We start from the raw sequence: 18,300 nt of genomic DNA, 5'->3' as shown, positions 1-18,300 counted from the left end.
ATTCATTCGCCGCGCTCCTTTGCAAGAGCTTCGGGCTTGCGGGCGAAGCGCAGGACAATGCGCGTGCCTTCTTGATCGGATGGGGCAAGGTTCATTTCTCCCCCATGTTCTTCGACAATCTTGTTTACGATTGCGAGGCCGAGCCCCGTGCCCTTTTCGCGCGTCGTCACATAGGGCTCGAGGATGCTCTGGCTGTCTTGTGGTAGCCCGATACCATTGTCCTCGATGACGACGCGGATCCGCTCGTCATCGGCAGAGAGAGTGACATTGATCCTGCCGCGATAGTCCGGTTCGGACATTTTGGCCTTGGCTTCAACGGCCTCGACCGCATTCTTCAGGACATTGGTCAGCGCCTGGCCGACCTGGTGCCGGTCGGCATTGAATTCGACCGGGCCTTCGAGATCGGTCTGGAAGCCGAAGTTCACTTGCGGATGGGCGACTTCCTGAAGGAACAACGCCTGCTTGACGAGATCCATGGCGTCTTCCTGCCGGAATACCGGTTTGGGAAGGCGCGCAAAGGAAGAGAATTCGTCGACCATCTTGCGCAGATCGCCCACCTGCCTGACTATCGTATTCAGCAAGTCGTCGAATAGTTCCCCGTCGCTTTCGATCTGGGATCGATAGCGTCTTTTCAGGCGCTCAGTAGCAAGCTGGATGGGCGTGAGGGGATTCTTGATCTCGTGCGCAATCCGCCGTGCTACATCAGACCATGCAGCCTGCCGCTGGTTGAGCAGCTGGCTGGTGATGTCCTCGAAAGTGATAACCTGATCGTCCTGGTCATGCCCGATCCGGACAGCGAGGGTGCGAAGCTCACCGCCCTTGTTGGCGCTCACGACGCCTTGCTCCACGCCGGCTTCGGCCATGGCCGCGATCTGAGGGGCGATATCGGCAAGCATCGCACCCGCGACATCCCCCTTGCCATCTTCGAGCAACAGTTCCTCTGCCGAGCTGTTCATCAATAAGATGCGCCCGTCCGCATCGATCGAGATGATCCCGGCAGTGACGGAGCCTAGAACCGCTTCGATAAAGGCGCGCCTTTCATCGAGTTCGTAATTCGCCGAGACTAGGTCTGCTGTTTGCTTCTCCAGCTGCGAGGTCATGCGATTGAAAGCGCGGTTTAGCAGGCCGATCTCGTCCGCCCCGGTGCGCCCTTCGACGCGTAGGGCAAAGTTCCCCGCCCCCACCTCACGTGCCGCGGCAACCAGATCGGTCAGCGGTTCGACTTGGCGATCGGCGAAGCGCAGCGCGAACCAGATCGCCAGCCAGACAAGTCCCAGCGAAACGAAAAACAGCGCGAGATTGAAGCGCAACTGGAGCGCCCGGGCGCGGCTTGTCAGGACATCATAAGCCTGCGAAATCGAACGCGCGCTTTCCCACGAATTGAAAGAATCCGCCTCCGAACTTCGAGCATTATAGAGGTAGATACCCGACTCCCGATCAATCGGAGCAAGCGCCTCGATTCGCGTTTCGCTACCTTCGACATATACCTGTTCGCCTGAGCGCAGTTCGGAAAGGAATTTGCCATCAAGCTGATTGGGCTCATTGCCGCTGCGCAAATCAAACATGGCTGCGAGGCGCAGCGAGCCATCGGGCATTTCTTGCATGATGGCGGATTCGTTGATGTCCCTGCCCTGCGCCTGGAACCGATAGACGTCGGGAAACTCAGCGTCCGCCAGAGTCCCGCCCTGTTCGAAATAGAAACGCAAGTCCCCGGCCATTGAAACGGTTTCACCGGCGACATCGAGCTGGTTCTGCTCGTAATAGCCTTCCGCCAGTTTGTTCGCATTCTCCATCAGGCCGCGCGAATTGTCTGAGAACCAGAAATCGACCCCGACCTGGAAAAGGATCGCGGCAAACCCGGCTACTAGCAGGGTCGGAATGGCGGCAACGAGTGAGAAGAAAAATACGAGCCGGACATGGAGCCGTGCGGTACTTCCAGCGGCGCGCCGCAATGCCCTCCGTCTGCCCCAGAAGACTAACAAGGTCATCGCGGGAACCAGCGTGCCGATCAGCAAGAGCGCTACCTGCCCCGATGGCAATAGCTGCCCATCAGGCGGGGCGGTGGTAAAGGCGAGATACGTTGCGCCCACCATGAGTAGGAACACGGCCAGCGCAGCGAATTCGAGAAGGGCAAATATGTTGGCTCGCCGCGCGCCCACGACGAAACGCCGCCACCAGCGGGGAGATCGTCTCGGCAGGTTTGCAATACTCGCCATCGTTGCAGTGTTACAACGCTACTGTTGCGTTTGTGCAAGTCCTAATTGCGAGGGAACGCCTATTTGCGGTGAACAAACTGGTCTGGCTCGATCTGCAATTCTGCCAAGCGCTTGCGCAGCGTATTTCGGTTGATTCCCAGCAGGCGCGCGGCCTGAACCTGGTTTCCTCCCGTTTGAGCCATGGCATGTTCGAACAGTGGTTTCTCGAAAGCGGCCAAGGCGCCGTGGTAGAGAGTTCCCGAAGCAGGATTGATCGCGCCGAGCCAGCGCGCAAGTGCGCCTTCGAAACCAAATGAACCGGCGGTGTGATCATCGGGTGGAATGTCCCCGATGACTTCATGGACAGTATCGGCATCGATCACATCTTCGCGTGCGAGCAATGACAGCCTGAAGATCGCATTGCGCAATTCGCGCACATTCCCGCGCCAGGGTTGGGTCAACAGCTTCTTCACCGCTCCGTCGGAGATCTGCCGCCGGGGCAGGCCCTCTTCGCCTGCCAGATGGAGGAAATGGCGGGCCAAAGGCCCGATGTCCTCCGTGCGCTCACGCAAGGGCGGGAGTTCGATGGGGACAACGTTGAGACGGTAGAACAGGTCTTCGCGAAAGGTGCCGGCATCAATCATCGGCTTAAGATCGCGATTTGTCGCAGCGATGATCCGCACGTCGATCCCGATCTCCTGGCGCCCCCCTACCCGCCGGATCCGGCCGGACTGCAGCGCTCGCAGGAGGCGGGTCTGTGCCTCTGAAGGCATATCGCCAATCTCGTCGAGGAAAAGTGTCCCGCCATTGGCTTGCTCAAACTTGCCGATCGATTGGGCAACAGCACCGGTGAACGCTCCGCGCTCATGCCCGAACAGTTCGCTTTCGATCAATTCGCGCGGGATCGCGGCGGTGTTGACTGCCACGAACGGTCCGGACTTGCGATGACCCAATTGGTGGATCGCCTCTGCGACCAGTTCCTTGCCGGTCCCCGATTCACCCAGAACCAACACCGTGAGATCATTGCGCAAGACGCGCGTGATCATCCGGTAGACCTGCTGCATTGCTCGGCTGCGGCCAACCATGGGAAGGTCTTCGTTCTCGTCGCCGGTTGCCGCTTCGTTCGTTCCGCGCGACGCAATCGACTGGCGGACGGCGATCACAAGCTCGTCCAGATCAAAAGGCTTGGGAAAATATTCGAAGGCTTCAGTCTCGGCCGCACGCACCGCGGTATCGAGAGTGTTTTGCGCCGATAGTACGATGATAGGCAGATCGGGCTGCGCTTCGCGAACTGCCCCGATGCTCTCGATCCCGTCGCCGTCGGTGAGAATCACGTCTGTAAGCATCGTGTCGTAGCGTTCGGCAGCGATCAACTGGTCGCGCCGTTCGATGCTCTCGCAGTGATCGACTTCGTATCCCTCGTCGGCCAATGCGGCCTTGATAACCGTGGCAATTGCGGGATCGTCTTCAACCAGGAGTATCTTGCTGCTCATGGTGCCACCGGCAGATGAATACGGAAGTGGGTCAGGGCCGCCTTCTCGTCACGCTCGTGATGGATACGCCCATCCATGTCGCGCACCATCTTGCGCACCAGCGCCAGGCCCAGCCCCTGCCCGCTCTTCTTGGTGGTCACGAATGGCTCGAAAATATGTGCCCGGACCGAGGGATCGATACCCGGGCCGTTGTCAGTGATAATAATCTCAATCGGCAAGCGGATCGAACGGCCCAACCTGATGGCATTGAACACCAGGCCGCTCACGAACCGGGTAGTGACCGTCACAGCCGGATTTTCGGAAGCGATGCAGGCATCACGCGCATTCGAAATAAGGTTCACCAGCACTTGCTCCAGTGCGTCCGAATTGGCGAGAACAGCGGGCAGCGATGGATCAAACTCCTCGACGATTTCTACCGGATCCGGAGTTGCCGCGCGCACGCTGGCCATGGCCCTGCGGACAACTTCGTGGAGATTGACTGGCGCAACGGGTTCCACATTGCGGCTCCCCAGCTGCTGCATCCGGTCAATCAGGCGCGCGATCCGGTCCACTTCATCGGCAATCATCCGCGTGAGCGGCCGGTCCTTTTCCTCGAGCTTGCGCGCGATGAGCTGCCCTGCCCCGCGAATTGCCGAGAGCGGATTCTTGATTTCGTGGGCAAGAATGGCCGGTGCGCGCAGTTCTGCATCTTCAAGCTCATGCGCTTCGCTTTCCGATGGCTTTGCGTCGGAAAATGTCAGGACTCTCCAGCCGGGATGAGTCGCCAGCGGGGACGCGGTGAGATTCAGAACGCGCAGATCACCGCCCAGCCGCAGGGCCACTCCCCGGGCAAGCAATTGCTCTTCATTGTCCGAAAGACGCTCGGTAAGGCGCTGGTCCTCAATCGGCAGCAAGTCGAACAAGTGTTGGCCGACCATCCGCTTGGCGCTGCGCCCGAAAAGCACCTCGGACGCGTGATTGGCTTCAGCGACCTGCAGCTCTGGATCGACCAGCAACACCGCGAAGATGAGTCCTGCCAGCTGAGCCTGTGGATCAGGCCGGATGAGGACTGGATCCGCCATGCTCAGGCGGCACGGCGGCGCAGGAACGGCTCGTAGAAGCGTTCAACTTCGCCCAACACCTGGTCCGGATCATCGATGAAGTTCACATGGTTGCGAAACTCGGCCGAACCATGCATTCCCTTCGTGTACCACCCCAGATGCTTGCGGGCGATTTTGCAACCTACGTCGCGGCCATAATGATCGAGCATGCCGTTATAGTGCTCGACCAGAACCGCATATTGCTCGTCAAAGCTTGGGCTCACCCGCTTCTCACCGGTTTGCCACCAATGCATCACCTGGCCGAGCAGCCACGGTTTACCGTATGCTCCGCGGCCAATCATCAGCCCGTCGGCGCCCGATTGTCCAAGCGCGGTGGCAGCGTCTTCGATAGCGCAGATATCGCCATTGACGATCACGGGGATCGATACCGCTTCCTTTACCTTGCGGATGAAGGACCAGTCAGCGCTGCCCTTGTACATCTGGTTTCGCGTGCGGCCGTGGACAGTGATCATCTTTACGCCGAGATCTTCGGCGATGCGCGCCATTTCAGGTGCGTTGAGGCTGGCATGATCCCACCCCATCCGCATCTTGACCGTGACCGGCACGTCGACAGCCTTGACTGTCGCTTCCATCAGCCTCGTTGCGAGCGGCACTTCGCGCATCAGCGCAGAGCCGGCGAACTGACCAACAACCTTGCGTACCGGGCAGCCGAAATTGATATCAATGATCGCGGCGCCATTGCCTTCCTGCAGCTTGGCGGCCTCCGCCATGCTGCCTGGATCGCAGCCCACCAGCTGCATAGAGACAGGCTCTTCGATCGCGTCCCATGCGGCTTTCTGGACCGACTGGCGCGTCTCTCGAATGGCCGCTTCGCTCGCGATCATCTCGGTCACATTGAGACCCGAGCCATAGCGCCGCACTAGCTTGCGGAAGGGCAAGTCTGTCACGCCGGTCATCGGCGCGAGCAGCACCGGACAGTCGATCCGGATGGGACCAACCTCGATCGGCTTGCAAGCCGGAGGGACAGGTGAGCTGCTCATTTTCTACGATATGCCTAAAATTTGGGCAGCGCATAGTGGATTGCGGCGTGCGGGGCAAGCCGCTAGCGCGCGGTTCGAATGAGCGAGCCTGCCCCCCTTCCCTCTTTTGCAGCTATTGTCGTCGCTGCCGGAGCCGGTTTGCGAGCAGGACAACCGGTTCCGAAGCAGTTCGCAACGTGGCGCGGCAAGCCGCTCGTGCGGCATTCGGTCGAGCGCTTACTGGCGCAAGGTGCTGACGAAGTTGTGGTGGTCGTGCCGGATGGCACCTTCGAGATTGCCAGATCTGTGCTGCATGGTCTCGAGAATATCGCTTACGCGGTCGGTGGTGCAACCCGCCAAAGCTCGGTCATGCATGGGCTTCTCACGATCGCGAGCGACAAATCCCGGCATGTGATGATTCACGATGCCGCGCGTCCCGACGTACCGCGGGTCGTGACACGCCGCCTGCTCGAAGCGCTTGCCATTAAGGACGGCGCCATCCCCGTCCTTCCTGTAGTCGATAGCCTAGCGGTGGCAGAAAACGGTTTGATGGCGGGCATGTCGGACCGCGACACCTTGCGAAGAGTGCAGACTCCTCAAGCCTTCCATTTCGAGGCCATCATGCGCGCGCACGAAGCATGGAAAGACGAACCCAATGCCGGTGACGATGCGCAAGTGCTCGTCGCCAACGGTGGGAAAGTCGCGCTAGTCGATGGCGACGAGCGCCTGAAGAAGATCACCTTTGCCGAGGATTTCGAGATGTCAGAACCCACAACTCGCACCGGCATGGGTTTTGATGTCCACCGCCTTGTCGAAGGCGAAGAACTCTGGCTTGCCGGCATCAGGATTGAGCACGAGAAAGGGCTGTCGGGGCATAGCGATGCCGATGTCGCGCTTCACGCGCTGGTGGATGCTCTGCTCGGAGCAATCGGCGCGGGCGATATCGGCGACCACTTCCCGCCGAGCGATCCGCAATGGAAAGGTGCCTCGTCTGACCGGTTTCTCGCCCATGCCGCCAATCTTGTCGCGGACGCCGGTTACGCCATTGGCAATGTCGACCTCACCATTATTTGCGAAGCACCCAGGATCGGCCCGCATCGGGACGCTATGTGCGGCCGCATCGCGCAGCTGTTGCAATGCGAGCGCGAACAGGTCAGCGTCAAAGCCACCACGACCGAGAGGCTGGGATTGACCGGCCGCGGAGAAGGCATCGCGGCGCAGGCAATCGCAACCGTCACACGATAGCAATTGAGCGAGAGTAATGACCACAGACAGACTGCTTCCTGCCGAGATCGATGATCTGGCGCAGCGCGTGATCGAAGAGAACATCGCCGCCGGCCGGAAGATCGCCTTGGCAGAGAGTTGCACCGGCGGTCTCGTAGCAGGTGCTTTAACCGAGATCGCCGGATCGTCTGAAGTTCTTGATCGCGGATTTGTTACCTATTCAAACGAATCCAAAATGGAATCGCTCGGTGTCTCGAGTGAGATAATCGAGACATTCGGCGCGGTCTCGATCGCCTGCGTTTGGGCGATGGCCAAAGGCGCATTGGACAGGAGCCACGCCGACGTCGCGGTCGCCATCAGCGGGGTTGCCGGGCCCGGCGGCGGCACCGAACTCAAGCCTGTCGGAACAGTGGTTTTTGCCCGCGCTATCCGTAATGCAGAAGGCGAACCTGAAGGCGAGCTTAAGAACTTCGGCGAAGGAACCCGCGCAGAGATCCGTCAGAAGGCTGTAGTTTGCGCGCTCGAGCTGTTGTTGCCGTAGAGATCGTGCGCGCGCTGCTCAAAGGCCGCGACCATCCGCCGAAAAGCGCTGTCGAAATACTGCCCTGCAAGGGCTTCGAAAACCTTGTTGCGAAATGTGAAATCGACGCAAAACTCGATCTCGCATTTCCCCTCACCTAGAGGTCTGAACTGCCAGCTATTGTCGAGATCGCGGAGCGGCCCATCGACGTAATGGACCTTGATCTCGCGGGGCCGATCCTTCTTCACCAGCGACGTGAATTTCTCGCGGATCGATTTGAAGCCAACCAGCATGTCGGCCTGCATTTCGGTTTCGCTATCGGAACGCACGCGCGTTGCTACGACCCACGGCAGGAACTCGGGATAACGCGCCACATCAGCGACGAGGTCGTACATCTGCTCTGCGCTATATGGCAGAGAATGGACTTCGTGGATTCCCGGCATTAGCCCGCTTGCTTGGCTGAGGCTTTGGCGAGTTTGGCCTCCCTCGCCGCGCGCATCTCGGCAAAGTCGTCGCCCGCGTGATAGCTGGAGCGGGTCAGCGGACTTGAGGCAACCTGCAGGAAGCCTTTGGCCCGAGCGATTGCGCCATATGCTTCAAACGCCTGCGGTGTAACGAAATCCTCGACCTTGGCGTGCTTGGGCGTTGGCTGGAGATACTGTCCCATGGTCATGAAATCGACATCGGCGCACCGCATGTCATCCATCACCTGGTGCACTTCGAGCCGCTGTTCGCCCAGTCCCAGCATGATGCCGGATTTGGTGAAGATCATTGGATCATGCGACTTCACTTCCTCAAGCAAGCGCAGCGATGCGTAGTAGCGCGCGCCGGGGCGGATCGTTGGATAAAGCCGCGGAACGGTCTCGAGATTGTGGTTGTAGACATCGGGACCTGCTTCGCAGATGGCCTCGACCGCCGCGCGCATCTTGCCGCGAAAATCGGGCGTCAGGATCTCGATCGTCGTATCGGGTGTCTCGCGCCTCAGCGCCTGAATTACTTTCACGAACTGCCCCGCCCCGCCATCGGGAAGATCATCGCGGTCGACCGATGTGACGACGATATGCTCGAGGCCCAGTTTGGCGGCGGCGACCGCCGTGTGCTCCGGCTCCAGCGGATCGACAATGCGCGGCATTCCGGTCTTGACGTTGCAAAACGCACAGGCGCGCGTGCAGACATCGCCCAAGATCATCACCGTAGCGTGTTTCTTGGTCCAGCATTCTCCGATGTTGGGGCAAGCCGCTTCTTCGCAAACCGTATTGAGATTCAACTCGCGCATCAGCTTCCGGGTTTCGTTGTAACCCTTGCTGACAGGCGCCTTGACCCTGATCCAGTCAGGCTTGCGCTGGCGCGGCTCGCGTGGTTCGGGCGCTGACGATAGGTCGTTCATGCGGCCCATCTAGGCTCGCAACGCCAGCGCCGCAAGACAAGCTCTTATTGCGCGGCGGCAAACTTCGATTCTGCTTCCGGTTGGTCCAGATCGATTGGAATGCGTTCTCCGGTCAGCGGCTTGTCGTCGGCAAGCCAGTCAACCTCGCCTTCTTCCAGTTCCCGCAGCTCAATCCTGAGTTCGCTCGTATCAAGCTCTTGGACCGCGCCTTTGCCGCCCACCATTTGCGCGAGGATCGTCATAGGCAGTGTCACAGGGTCGGGATCGGTTGCCTCGACCGCAAGATCGGTCGCCTGCATCGCGATCCTTTTCGAGGACGGCTGGACGCCGATCATGTACCGCTCGGTGTGGAAACCTTGCTTGGCAATGGTCACCTCCCCGCCGCCTTTAGTCAACAGCGGCAGATCGCACGGCGTGTAGCAAGAGTTGCCATGCCGGTTTGAGGCGAGCGCGCCCGCGGGTGCCGTGACGATATCCAACCGGTCTGCTGGAGCAAGTGCGTGCCCCTTCACGAAATAGTTCTGACCGCAGCCAGCGACGGCAGCACATGCGCCGACAACGAGAATTTTCCTGATCATAGAATGCGTCCCTGATTGATCCTGGTTCGTTTCAATCGTGAGTGACTTTAACTGATCGTGAATTGCGATGCGCCGAAGGCTTGCCCGCCGGGATTGTCCGGTATACCTGCGCTGGCATGGATGCAGCCACACTCCAGACCTTCACCTCTCCCGTGGTGTTGTTCTTCGTTCTGGGTTTGCTCGCAGCGTTTGCCCGCTCCGACCTCGCCATTCCAGAAGCCATCGCCAAGGGTATGTCGCTCTACCTTATGGCTGCCATCGGCCTGAAGGGCGGCGTTGCAGTCTCCAAATCCGGTATCGACAGCAATGTGCTTGCTGCACTGGGTGCAGGTATAGCGGCCAGCCTCCTGCTACCCTTCCTCGCCTATGCTGTGCTTAAGGGCTTCGGCAAGCTTAGCCGGATCGACGCCGGCGCGGTTGCAGCCCATTATGGCTCTGTCAGCGTGGTGACCTTCGTTACTGCGGTTGAAATTCTGGAAGCGCAGGCCAAGCCGCCGGGCGGCTATATGGTTGCTGTTATGGCCGCGATGGAAACGCCGGCGATCCTCACCGGCCTACTGCTCGCTCGCGGTCTTGGCTCGGCTGGAGGCCAAAGCAAGGGAGAGCTGCTGCACGAGGTCTTTTTCAACGCGTCGGTTGTCCTCCTGCTCGGTGCGTTTGCAATCGGTATGATTGCCGGCGCTGAAGGGTTCGGCGAAGTCAGTCCGTTTTTCGAAGCCGGTTTCAAAGGCGTGCTGTGCCTGTTCCTGCTCGATATGGGCCTGATTGCTGCACGGCGGATCATGGACGCGAAAGCTATCACCGCGCGGTTAGTCGGGATTGCGATCGCCCTGCCGCTTGTGAATGGCGCAATTGGCACCGCGCTTGGCGCTGCGGTCGGGCTCGATGTTGGTTCAACGGCGGCACTCGGCGTTCTGTGCGCCAGCGCCAGCTATATCGCGGTTCCGGCGGCTATGCGGCTAGCTTTGCCCGAAGCGGACCCGGGCATTTACCTCACGATGTCGCTCAGCATCACCTTCCCCTTCAACATCCTGATTAATATCGGACTGATCAGTACGCTTGCCACGATGCTGGTTGGTCCGGGAGCTGCCATGCCATGATTGAAACGGTCATCAGAAAGCGGATCGAAATCCTCACCGATACGGCACTCGTAAAGCGCGTTACCAGCGCGATCGACAAGGCGGGCATTACGGGCTGGACAGTAACTCCGGTCAACTCCGGGAAAGGCCGCGACGGGCACTGGCGCGAAGAGCGCGTGATGGGAACCGACAAGGTATTCGTGCTCACTGTCGCATCGCAGGACAAGGCGATGTCGCTAGCGGAGGATCTTGCTCCAATCCTGTCCTCCCACGGGCTGCTGCTCACTATGTGGGACGTGGAGGTTATCCGCGGGGAGCGTTTCTGATGCCAGAATTTCATGAGCTCCTGAAAGGCTACCGCCGCTTTCGCGAGGATAGCTATCCCAGGCAGCGCGACCGATATGAAAAACTCGTTTCGGAAGGCCAGCATCCCAAGCTGATGATCATCGGTTGTTCGGACAGCCGCGTGGACCCCGCGCAGATATTCGACGTCGACCCGGGGGAGATATTCGTGGTGCGAAACGTCGCGGCGCTCGTTCCGCCGTTTGAGACCACTCCGGGGCTCCATGGTGTGTCAGCCGCACTCGAATTCGCCGTTCAAGTGCTTCAGGTGCGACAGATCGTGGTGATGGGACATGGAATGTGCGGAGGGTGCAAGGCTGCGCTCACGCAGGAGCTACACGGCTCCAAGCCGGGCGAAGGCGGGTTCATCGCTAGCTGGATACATCTCCTTGATGACGCGCGCGCACCGGTTGCCGAGAAATTCGGAACTGAAAGCCGTGAAGCCGAGCGCGAAATGGAGCTGGCAGCGGTCAGGACGAGTATCGAAAATTTGCGTACATTCCCGTGTGTTCGCGAGAAAGAGGACGCGGGAAACCTGAAGCTGCGCGGCACATTCTTCGCGATATCGGAAGGCGTGCTCTATCACCTGAACCAGGATAGCGATGAGTTCGAGCCGATCGACTAATCGCTTGCGTACTGGCCTCCCCGCAATCATGTAGGCGCGATGCCAGACGATAATTCGCGCAACATCGCCCTCCTGATCGACTCCGATAATGCCTCCCCGTCGGGGATCGATCCTGTCCTTACCGTTTTAGCCGAACTGGGCCAGGTCAATATCCGCCGTGCCTATGGCAACTGGCGCAAGCCCGCCCTCAAGGGATGGGCTGATATCGTCCACCGCTACGGGATCGAGCCGCAACAGCAGTTCGATATCACGCGCGGTAAGAACGCGACCGACATGAAGATGACGATCGACGCGCTCGACCTGCTCTATAACGGGCGCGTTCATGGCTTTGGGATCATGAGTTCGGATAGCGACTTCATGCCGCTCGCCATGCGCATCCGGCAGGATGGCTATCCGGTCTATGGATTCGGCAGCGCGAAGACACCCGAGGCTTTCCGTCAGGCATGCACCCGTTTCATCGATGTCGACAAGCTGATCAAAGCCGAAAAGGAAGCCAAGAACGGCGGTGGAAGCGAGCTCGATGATGAATTGCTCGATCTGCTGTTTGATGCTTACAATGCCAGCAAACGCGATGAGCAAGGTTACGCGAAGTTATCTGAGGTCGGCCAGCGTGCCGGGAATCGCTCAAGCTTCGACGCACGCAACTACGGCTATTCGCGGCTGATCGATCTGATCGAATCGATCCCCAATTTCGGTACCGAACGCCGCGAAAACGGGCAGGTATTCGTCAAGCGATTGCGTTGACACGAAAACGGCGCGGGAATGACCCCGCGCCGCTCTCACTTACTGATGTTTGGTCGAACTAGCCGGTGACGGCAGTATCGGCTTCGACCGCCGTTGGTGCCTCGCCATCTTGCTGTTCGGCATATGTTGCCCATAGCCGTGCGATATTCTTGCGAACACCGCTGATGCCAGCGAAGGTTTCCTGTGCCTCGGCGTATTTGCCTTGGTCAAACTGGGCGATACCAAGCCGTGTCCCTACGACCTCGGCGTTCACACCTGGCATGCCGAGTGCCTTGGTATAGAAACGCTCTGCCTTGGCTGGCTGATCGTAGTTCAGGAAAGCATCACCAGCGGCGACGACAATGTTGAGCGCTGCGCCTGCTGCACCCGCATCGGCCTCGAGGCTCGCCAGATCACGACGATCACTTTCGGCGCGTTCCTTAGCCATTGTGTAGGCGTCAGCAATGAACAGGTCATCCTTGCTTAACAGACCGGAACCATAGCCTTGGTCGATCACAGCCACGACTTCACCGGGGAGACGGCGCGGATCGGCGGCTTCTACGTAGTCGTGAAACTCATGACGTGTACGGAATGTATCCGTCCGGCGCGTCAGTCGAATGAGGTCAAGCGTGTCTGCGGCGTTGAGGTCACCGAAGTTGCGAACCACAGCAATGGCGTCCCCCCAACTGTCGGCCGAGGGGTACTGCTTGGCGAACCAATAACCGAACTGGGCAGCCTGCGGACCCAAATTGGCATTGAACGCAATGCCAAGACCGCGCTTGATCCAGCTCTCGTCAACTTCTTGTCCATTATCGATCCGGCGCTGAATAGCGCTCGAAAGATACTCAAGCCCTTGGGTTGCCTGATTATCGGCGAGGAACGATTCCGCGACGAATATCTCAGGGCTGTTGCTCGTGTAGCCAGCATCAATCGCAGCGATGCCGTATTTGCGAGCATCGGAGAAGTTCTGCAGTTGGTACGCAAGCTGGGCGGCAATAAAATTGTATTGTCCGATGTTCTCCGGCGGCACCTTCCCGCTTTCGAGCATCATCGCGGCACCAGCGAACTGTAAAGCCATGTCACTGGTCTTTTGTCCTGCTGTGTACTGGAGGCTGCCGGCAACCATCCGCTCATCGGGGTTGGTCACAGCCGCCACAACCGAGGGAATGCCAGCTTTGATCGCAGCGGCGTCAGGTGTGGGAGACTGTACCAACTCGTTCACCGGCTGATAAACAGCGATGAATTCCTTCGTGTAGTTCGGCTTGGCCTCTTCGTCATCCTTCTTCTTTTTCTTCTTTTTCTGGGCGTACGCCGGTTCGGCGAAGCCTGCTGCACCCACTGCGCCGCCGGTTACTAGCGCGATTGCCAATGCAATATGCGAGCCGGTACGACGTGAATGTGCAGTCCTATGGTCAAAAAAACGCATGAAAATGTTCTCCTAGAACGGTTTATTGCGGGCCTTTGCAGCCCTGAAAACTTGTGCTTGGGGTGATGCCTCTGAAGTGCCCAAATTGCAAATCACATGTCGCAAAAGACGACTGAATGCCGATTGAACGCCAACTGCACCGAATATGCAGCTTTATGCCCAAGATATGTGGAAAAAACGCCGCTTCTCCCCCCTTGGTTCCCGCCTTCGGTGGCGCGGCGCGACCGGATGACCTAAGTTTGCGGCAAGACCGCTAGAGCGGCCACTCTGAGCTACCAAAGGCGTTATTTTGAGCGACGACAGCGAAATCCTGGATCCACCGATCCCTACCGAAGAATTTGAACGCATCGACATCGTCGATGAGATGAAAACGAGTTATCTCGATTACGCGATGAGCGTGATCGTGAGCCGGGCCCTTCCCGATGTCCGCGACGGTCTCAAACCCGTTCATCGCCGCATTCTTTACGCCAGCCAGGAAGGCGGCTTCGTTGCCGGGCGGCCGTACCGCAAGAGCGCGAAGATCGTCGGTGACGTGATGGGTAACTATCATCCCCACGGTGATAGTGCGATCTACGATGCCCTCGCTCGTATGACGCAGGATTGGTCGATGCGGGTTCCGCTTATCGACGGCCAGGGCAATTTCGGTTCGATGGATCCCGATCCTCCGGCCAGCATGCGCTACACCGAGGCACGGCTTGCCCGGGTTGCCAACAGCCTGCTTGAAGATCTCGACAAGGACACGGTCGATTTCGCCGAAAACTACGACGGCTCGCGCAATGAGCCCACCGTCCTCCCGGCACGCTTCCCTAACCTGCTCGTCAACGGGGCCGGCGGCATCGCGGTTGGCATGGCGACCAACATCCCGCCGCACAATCTGGGCGAAGTGATTGCCGGCTGCCTTGCCTTTATCGAAAACCCGGCGATTACCTCTGAAGAATTGTTCGAGATTATCCCAGGGCCTGATTTCCCGACGGCGCCACTGATCCTCGGCCAGACCGGCGCGCGCGCCGCTTATACGACTGGGCGCGGATCGATCCTGATGCGTGCCCGGCATGAGATTGAAACCAAACGCGGTGATCGCGAGTCGATTGTCCTCACATCGATCCCGTACCAGGTTGGCAAATCCAACCTCGTCGAGAAGATAGCTGAGGCCGCCAAGGAGAAGCGGATCGAAGGCATCTCGGACATTCGCGACGAAAGTTCGCGTGAAGGTGTCCGCGTTGTTGTGGATCTTAAGCGTGACGCCACGGCAGAAGTGGTGCTCAACCAGATCTGGCGCCACACCCCTGCCCAGTCGAGTTTTCCCGCCAACATGCTCGCAATTCGCGGCGGTCGGCCCGAGACGCTCGCACTGCGCGAGATCATCCAGTCTTTCATCCAGTTCCGTGAACAAGTCATCACGCGCCGCACCAAGTTCGAGCTTAATAAGGCGCGCGAGCGGGCGCACACTTTGCTTGGACTGGTGGTCGCCGTTTCCAATCTTGATGAAGTCGTGGCGATCATTCGCGGTGCGCCCAATCCTGCGGCAGCGCGGGCGAGCCTGCTCGAACGCGAATGGCCGATCGGCAATATCGCGCAATATATCCGCCTCGTCGAAGCGATCGAACCCGATGCCGATCAGGAAGGCGGGACCTATCGTTTGTCCGAACGGCAGGTAAAGGCCATTCTCGATCTGCGCCTCCACCGTTTGACCGGACTGGGCCGCGACGAGATCGGCGAAGAACTCAAGGAACTGGCCGACAGGATTGCCGAGTTCCTGGAAATCCTCGCGGATCGCCGGCGGCTCTACGAAGTGCTGCGCGAGGAAATCGAGGAAATCCGCGATACCTATGCAACGCCGCGCGTATCCGAAATTGCCCCCGCGTGGGATGGGCTCGAAGATGAGGATCTGATCGAACGTGACGAGATGGTCGTAACGGTCACGCACGATGGCTACATCAAGCGCACCCCTCTCTCGACCTTCAGGGCACAGAACCGTGGCGGCAAGGGCCGTGCGGGCATGGCGACGAAGGAAGAAGATGCGGTTCGGGAAATGTTCGTCACATCGACGCATAATCCGGTGCTGTTCTTCTCCACGGCAGGCAAGGTCTACCGCCTCAAGGTCTGGAAACTGCCGGAAGGCGGGCCGCAAACCCGTGGGCGTCCGATTGTGAATCTCCTCCCGTCGCTAGACGATGGCGAAACGATCCGTACCGTGCTGCCGCTTCCCGAAGATGAAGAAAGCTGGGGTGCGCTGTCGGTCGTCTTCGCAACGGCTAAGGGAAGCGTGCGCCGCAATTCGATGGATGCCTTCACAAACATCCCGTCGAACGGCAAATTTGCGATGAAGTTCGACGAGGACAGCGAGGACCGCCTGATCGGCGTCGCCCTGCTCGATCCGACCGACGATGTCCTACTGGCCACTCGCATGGGCAAGGCGATCCGCTTTGCCGGTGAGGATGTGCGCGAATTCACTTCCCGCACTTCAACCGGGGTGCGCGGCATGAAGTTCAAGGAAAAGGATGACGAGGTCATTTCGCTTGCAATCCTGAAATCAGGCGATGCCACTCCTGAAGAACGCGATGCCTATCTGCGGGTCGCTCCTTGGAAAGAGCATGATGATGATCCGCCGCTGTCGGAAGACCATCAAACGATGGCCGAGGAGGAGCAGTTTATCCTCACGGTATGCGCCAATGGCTACGGCAAGATTTCATCCGCCTACGAATATCGGCGCGCGGGCCGCGGCGGCATGGGCATTACCAATATCGACAATATCAAGCGTAACGGGCCCGTCGTTGCGAGCTTCACCGCTACGAAGGACGACCAGCTGATGCTGGTGACCGACCAGGCCAAGCTGATCCGCATTGCCCTCGATAGCCTGCGGGTAATCGGGCGCAGCTCTGCCGGTGTGAAACTGTTCGATGTCGCCAAGGGCGAAACCATTGTCAGCGCGGTTAGGCTCGACGAGCAGGAAGAGCCGGAAAACGAGGCTGAAGAAGCAATCGTTGAAGAGATGGTCGAAAAGCGCGGCGGTGACGACGAGACCTCGCCGCATACGACGATCCATTCGGACAAGAACCTCGATGGCGAGGGAGAAGGATGAGTTTGAAGGTCGAGCCCAGCGGACAGGCATGCGGAGCGCGGATTACGGGCGTCGATCTGGCCGCTCCGCTCGATCCTGATACGATCTCCGAGATCAGGGTAACCTGGCTCAAGCATCGGGTGATCGCCTTTCCCGATCAGGGCGCCATGGACGACGATGCGCTTGAGCGCTTCACCATCGCCATGGGCGGGTTCGGCAAGGATCCGTTCTTCGCGCCCATAGAAGGCCGAAACAATATCGCCGCGATCCTGCGTGAGGCCGACGAGACGACGCCCCTCTTTGCCGAGAACTGGCACACCGACTGGAGCTTCCTCGAAAAGCCGCCCTCGGGCACATGCCTCTTGTCGATCGACATACCGCCAACCGGCGGCGACACGCTGTTTGCCAACCAGATCGCGGCATTTGCTGCGCTTTCGGAGGAACGCAAAGACTATCTCCGCTCGCTTACAGCGATCCATTCCGCCCGCGGTGCCTATTCGAAGAACGGTTTTTACGGCGAAAAGGACGAAGGCCGCTCGATGGCGATCCGCCCGAGCGACGACGCTCTCGCGACGCAGCCCCATCCGCTCGTCCAACGGCATCCCGAAACAGGTGAAGAAGCCCTGTTCAGCTGTGCGGGGTATATCGTCGGCATTGACGGCATGTCGGATGAGGAAGCGGGGCCGCTATTGATGGAGCTGCTTGCGTGGCAGGGACGCGATGAATTCGTTTATCGCCACAAATGGGAACCGGACATGCTGGTGATGTGGGACAATCGTTCGGTCCTGCACAAGGCGACGGGCGGATATGAAGGGCACCGGCGCGAATTGCACCGCACTACGATCGCTGCTGCTGCCTGAGCATTACTACTCCGTGCTGGCCTCGAGCTCTCCGCGTAATGTGCGGATAACTCCCGTCGCGATCAGGAACTGGGCCGAATAATAGATCGGCCAGACAAGCAGTTCGGCCAGCCGGTTTCCTTCCAACGGTCCCATGCCGGCAAAGATGAGGAAGTCGGAAATCACGAACATGACTGCGCCCAGCCCCACCCGGTAGCGCGGGAATCGGCTTGCCCATGCCCCTGCAGCCATTCCGCCAAGGGCTAGCCCATAAAGGCCGATCTCGATGCGTCCCGATAGCAACCAGCAGATGATCGGAGTGAGGAGCAGGAGGCCGGTAGCGAGCAGCTTCTGACTCGGGACGAGATGGATGCGCTTGTTGCGCAGGAAAAGAGACATCGCGGCCAGGTGCGCGGCAAAGAACAGTCCTCCGCCCACTTCGAACCACAACTCCAGCGCCATGTCGGCCGCCGCACACAGTGCCAGATAGAGCGCGAGAAACTTTGCATCAGCGCTGGCGTGGCGCAGCATCGCGTAGATGGCGAGAAAGGCGCAGCCGCCACCCTTCAGAAGGATGAGCCAGACACCGCCCACCGGATCGTCCCGCAAGAAGAAATACGCCAGCGCGCAGGCCAGGCTCAGGAGCAACCATGGCCGGTGTTCGACAAGTGCGCGCTTCGGCATCAATCCCCCTACATTATTGCGAATTTTGCATCAGAAGTGCTGCCTAACGCACCGGACATTCCTTG

Annotated in this window: 17 protein-coding genes; 8 read left to right on the top strand and 9 right to left on the bottom strand. The window is 59.3% G+C overall.

The features are described from left to right. Positions 1 to 2: 2 nt before the first annotated feature. From ACEWMW_RS11220 to dusB, 4 genes are read right to left on the bottom strand one after another with little or no spacing between them, the layout of a single operon-like run. Positions 3 to 2,216, bottom strand: a complete 2,214-nt coding sequence (locus ACEWMW_RS11220; protein WP_409414019.1) for a sensor histidine kinase — start codon at positions 2,214 to 2,216, stop codon at positions 3 to 5. A 59-nt stretch (positions 2,217 to 2,275) separates the two neighbouring features. Next, positions 2,276 to 3,688 (bottom strand): sigma-54-dependent transcriptional regulator, encoded by a 1,413-nt coding sequence (locus ACEWMW_RS11215; protein ID WP_409414018.1) that lies wholly within the window; start codon positions 3,686 to 3,688, stop codon positions 2,276 to 2,278. Beyond that, on the bottom strand, positions 3,685 to 4,749 hold the full coding sequence (locus ACEWMW_RS11210) for a two-component system sensor histidine kinase NtrB (protein WP_409414017.1): 1,065 nt from the start codon (positions 4,747 to 4,749) through the stop codon (positions 3,685 to 3,687). Before ACEWMW_RS11210 ends, ACEWMW_RS11215 begins: the two co-directional genes overlap by 4 nt. 2 nt (positions 4,750 to 4,751) lie before the next feature. Continuing rightward, positions 4,752 to 5,768 carry a tRNA dihydrouridine synthase DusB gene (gene dusB / locus ACEWMW_RS11205; RefSeq protein ID WP_409414016.1) on the bottom strand — a complete coding sequence of 339 codons (1,017 nt, stop codon included), beginning with the start codon at positions 5,766 to 5,768 and terminating at the stop codon, positions 4,752 to 4,754. A 78-nt stretch (positions 5,769 to 5,846) separates the two neighbouring features. Between dusB and ACEWMW_RS11200 the strand changes: the two genes are divergently transcribed. Then, the gene (locus ACEWMW_RS11200; RefSeq protein WP_409414015.1) at positions 5,847 to 6,992 is read left to right on the top strand and encodes a bifunctional 2-C-methyl-D-erythritol 4-phosphate cytidylyltransferase/2-C-methyl-D-erythritol 2,4-cyclodiphosphate synthase; all 1,146 of its coding nucleotides are present in this window, start codon (positions 5,847 to 5,849) and stop codon (positions 6,990 to 6,992) included. 16 nt (positions 6,993 to 7,008) lie between these two features. Further along, positions 7,009 to 7,512: a CinA family protein gene (locus tag ACEWMW_RS11195; protein WP_409414014.1), complete on the top strand. Its 504-nt coding sequence runs from the start codon at positions 7,009 to 7,011 to the stop codon at positions 7,510 to 7,512. On the opposite strand, the gene ACEWMW_RS11190 is transcribed toward ACEWMW_RS11195, so the two are convergent. Genes ACEWMW_RS11190 through ACEWMW_RS11180 form a run of 3 tightly spaced genes read right to left on the bottom strand, consistent with a single transcriptional unit; the run spans position 7,470 to position 9,456 of the window. Then, entirely contained in the window at positions 7,470 to 7,934 is a 465-nt protein-coding gene (locus tag ACEWMW_RS11190) for a type II toxin-antitoxin system RatA family toxin (RefSeq protein WP_409414013.1), read from the bottom strand. The genes ACEWMW_RS11195 and ACEWMW_RS11190 overlap by 43 nt on opposite strands. After that, the gene (gene lipA / locus ACEWMW_RS11185; protein WP_409414012.1) at positions 7,934 to 8,878 is read right to left on the bottom strand and encodes a lipoyl synthase; all 945 of its coding nucleotides are present in this window, start codon (positions 8,876 to 8,878) and stop codon (positions 7,934 to 7,936) included. The genes ACEWMW_RS11190 and lipA overlap by 1 nt, the downstream gene beginning before the upstream one ends. 44 nt (positions 8,879 to 8,922) lie before the next feature. Continuing rightward, the gene (locus ACEWMW_RS11180) at positions 8,923 to 9,456 is read right to left on the bottom strand and encodes a hypothetical protein (protein WP_409414011.1); all 534 of its coding nucleotides are present in this window, start codon (positions 9,454 to 9,456) and stop codon (positions 8,923 to 8,925) included. A 116-nt stretch (positions 9,457 to 9,572) separates the two neighbouring features. Here ACEWMW_RS11180 and ACEWMW_RS11175 point away from each other — a divergent pair, with 116 nt between their 5' ends. The 4 genes from ACEWMW_RS11175 to ACEWMW_RS11160 are packed head-to-tail and all read left to right on the top strand — an operon-like array spanning position 9,573 to position 12,246. After that, positions 9,573 to 10,556, top strand: a complete 984-nt coding sequence (locus ACEWMW_RS11175; protein ID WP_409414010.1) for a sodium-dependent bicarbonate transport family permease — start codon at positions 9,573 to 9,575, stop codon at positions 10,554 to 10,556. Then, entirely contained in the window at positions 10,553 to 10,861 is a 309-nt protein-coding gene (locus ACEWMW_RS11170; protein WP_409414009.1) for a P-II family nitrogen regulator, read from the top strand. The genes ACEWMW_RS11175 and ACEWMW_RS11170 overlap by 4 nt, the downstream gene beginning before the upstream one ends. Next, on the top strand, positions 10,861 to 11,502 hold the full coding sequence (locus tag ACEWMW_RS11165) for a carbonic anhydrase (protein ID WP_409414008.1): 642 nt from the start codon (positions 10,861 to 10,863) through the stop codon (positions 11,500 to 11,502). The genes ACEWMW_RS11170 and ACEWMW_RS11165 overlap by 1 nt, the downstream gene beginning before the upstream one ends. A gap of 39 nt (positions 11,503 to 11,541) precedes the next feature. Then, the gene (locus tag ACEWMW_RS11160; protein ID WP_409414007.1) at positions 11,542 to 12,246 is read left to right on the top strand and encodes an NYN domain-containing protein; all 705 of its coding nucleotides are present in this window, start codon (positions 11,542 to 11,544) and stop codon (positions 12,244 to 12,246) included. A gap of 58 nt (positions 12,247 to 12,304) precedes the next feature. Here the strand turns inward: ACEWMW_RS11160 and ACEWMW_RS11155 are convergent, their stop codons facing one another. After that, positions 12,305 to 13,651: a hypothetical protein gene (locus ACEWMW_RS11155; protein ID WP_409414006.1), complete on the bottom strand. Its 1,347-nt coding sequence runs from the start codon at positions 13,649 to 13,651 to the stop codon at positions 12,305 to 12,307. Between the two features lie 289 nt (positions 13,652 to 13,940). Between ACEWMW_RS11155 and gyrA the strand changes: the two genes are divergently transcribed. Further along, complete coding sequence (gene gyrA / locus ACEWMW_RS11150) at positions 13,941 to 16,733, top strand: DNA gyrase subunit A (protein WP_409414005.1); 2,793 nt, start codon at positions 13,941 to 13,943, stop codon at positions 16,731 to 16,733. After that, entirely contained in the window at positions 16,730 to 17,572 is an 843-nt protein-coding gene (locus tag ACEWMW_RS11145) for a TauD/TfdA dioxygenase family protein (RefSeq protein ID WP_409414004.1), read from the top strand. Before gyrA ends, ACEWMW_RS11145 begins: the two co-directional genes overlap by 4 nt. A 6-nt stretch (positions 17,573 to 17,578) precedes the next feature. Here ACEWMW_RS11145 and ACEWMW_RS11140 read toward each other — a convergent pair whose 3' ends face one another. Then, positions 17,579 to 18,235, bottom strand: coding sequence for a lysoplasmalogenase family protein (locus ACEWMW_RS11140; RefSeq protein ID WP_409414003.1), 657 nt, complete (start codon positions 18,233 to 18,235; stop codon positions 17,579 to 17,581). Between the last annotated feature and the right edge of the window lie 65 nt (positions 18,236 to 18,300).

The sequence above is a fragment of the Litorerythrobacter xanthomarinus genome (assembly GCF_046254955.1).
Classification (GTDB): domain Bacteria; phylum Pseudomonadota; class Alphaproteobacteria; order Sphingomonadales; family Sphingomonadaceae; genus Qipengyuania_C.
The sequence above is the reverse complement of the archived record's forward strand: the minus strand, read 5'-3'. Positions and strand labels throughout refer to the sequence as shown.

What these genes read in the sequence shown, in the direction of transcription:
- ACEWMW_RS11220 (WP_409414019.1), bottom strand. Translation starts at nt 2,216, where the DNA reads ATGGCGAGTATTGCAAACCTGCCGAGACGATCTCCCCGCTGGTGGCGG.
- ACEWMW_RS11215 (WP_409414018.1), bottom strand. Translation starts at nt 3,688, where the DNA reads ATGAGCAGCAAGATACTCCTGGTTGAAGACGATCCCGCAATTGCCACG.
- ACEWMW_RS11210 (WP_409414017.1), bottom strand. Translation starts at nt 4,749, where the DNA reads ATGGCGGATCCAGTCCTCATCCGGCCTGATCCACAGGCTCAGCTGGCA.
- dusB (WP_409414016.1), bottom strand. Translation starts at nt 5,768, where the DNA reads ATGAGCAGCTCACCTGTCCCTCCGGCTTGCAAGCCGATCGAGGTTGGT.
- ACEWMW_RS11200 (WP_409414015.1), top strand. Translation starts at nt 5,847, where the DNA reads ATGAGCGAGCCTGCCCCCCTTCCCTCTTTTGCAGCTATTGTCGTCGCT.
- ACEWMW_RS11195 (WP_409414014.1), top strand. Translation starts at nt 7,009, where the DNA reads ATGACCACAGACAGACTGCTTCCTGCCGAGATCGATGATCTGGCGCAG.
- ACEWMW_RS11190 (WP_409414013.1), bottom strand. Translation starts at nt 7,934, where the DNA reads ATGCCGGGAATCCACGAAGTCCATTCTCTGCCATATAGCGCAGAGCAG.
- lipA (WP_409414012.1), bottom strand. Translation starts at nt 8,878, where the DNA reads ATGAACGACCTATCGTCAGCGCCCGAACCACGCGAGCCGCGCCAGCGC.
- ACEWMW_RS11180 (WP_409414011.1), bottom strand. Translation starts at nt 9,456, where the DNA reads ATGATCAGGAAAATTCTCGTTGTCGGCGCATGTGCTGCCGTCGCTGGC.
- ACEWMW_RS11175 (WP_409414010.1), top strand. Translation starts at nt 9,573, where the DNA reads ATGGATGCAGCCACACTCCAGACCTTCACCTCTCCCGTGGTGTTGTTC.
- ACEWMW_RS11170 (WP_409414009.1), top strand. Translation starts at nt 10,553, where the DNA reads ATGATTGAAACGGTCATCAGAAAGCGGATCGAAATCCTCACCGATACG.
- ACEWMW_RS11165 (WP_409414008.1), top strand. Translation starts at nt 10,861, where the DNA reads ATGCCAGAATTTCATGAGCTCCTGAAAGGCTACCGCCGCTTTCGCGAG.
- ACEWMW_RS11160 (WP_409414007.1), top strand. Translation starts at nt 11,542, where the DNA reads ATGCCAGACGATAATTCGCGCAACATCGCCCTCCTGATCGACTCCGAT.
- ACEWMW_RS11155 (WP_409414006.1), bottom strand. Translation starts at nt 13,651, where the DNA reads ATGCGTTTTTTTGACCATAGGACTGCACATTCACGTCGTACCGGCTCG.
- ACEWMW_RS11145 (WP_409414004.1), top strand. Translation starts at nt 16,730, where the DNA reads ATGAGTTTGAAGGTCGAGCCCAGCGGACAGGCATGCGGAGCGCGGATT.
- ACEWMW_RS11140 (WP_409414003.1), bottom strand. Translation starts at nt 18,235, where the DNA reads ATGCCGAAGCGCGCACTTGTCGAACACCGGCCATGGTTGCTCCTGAGC.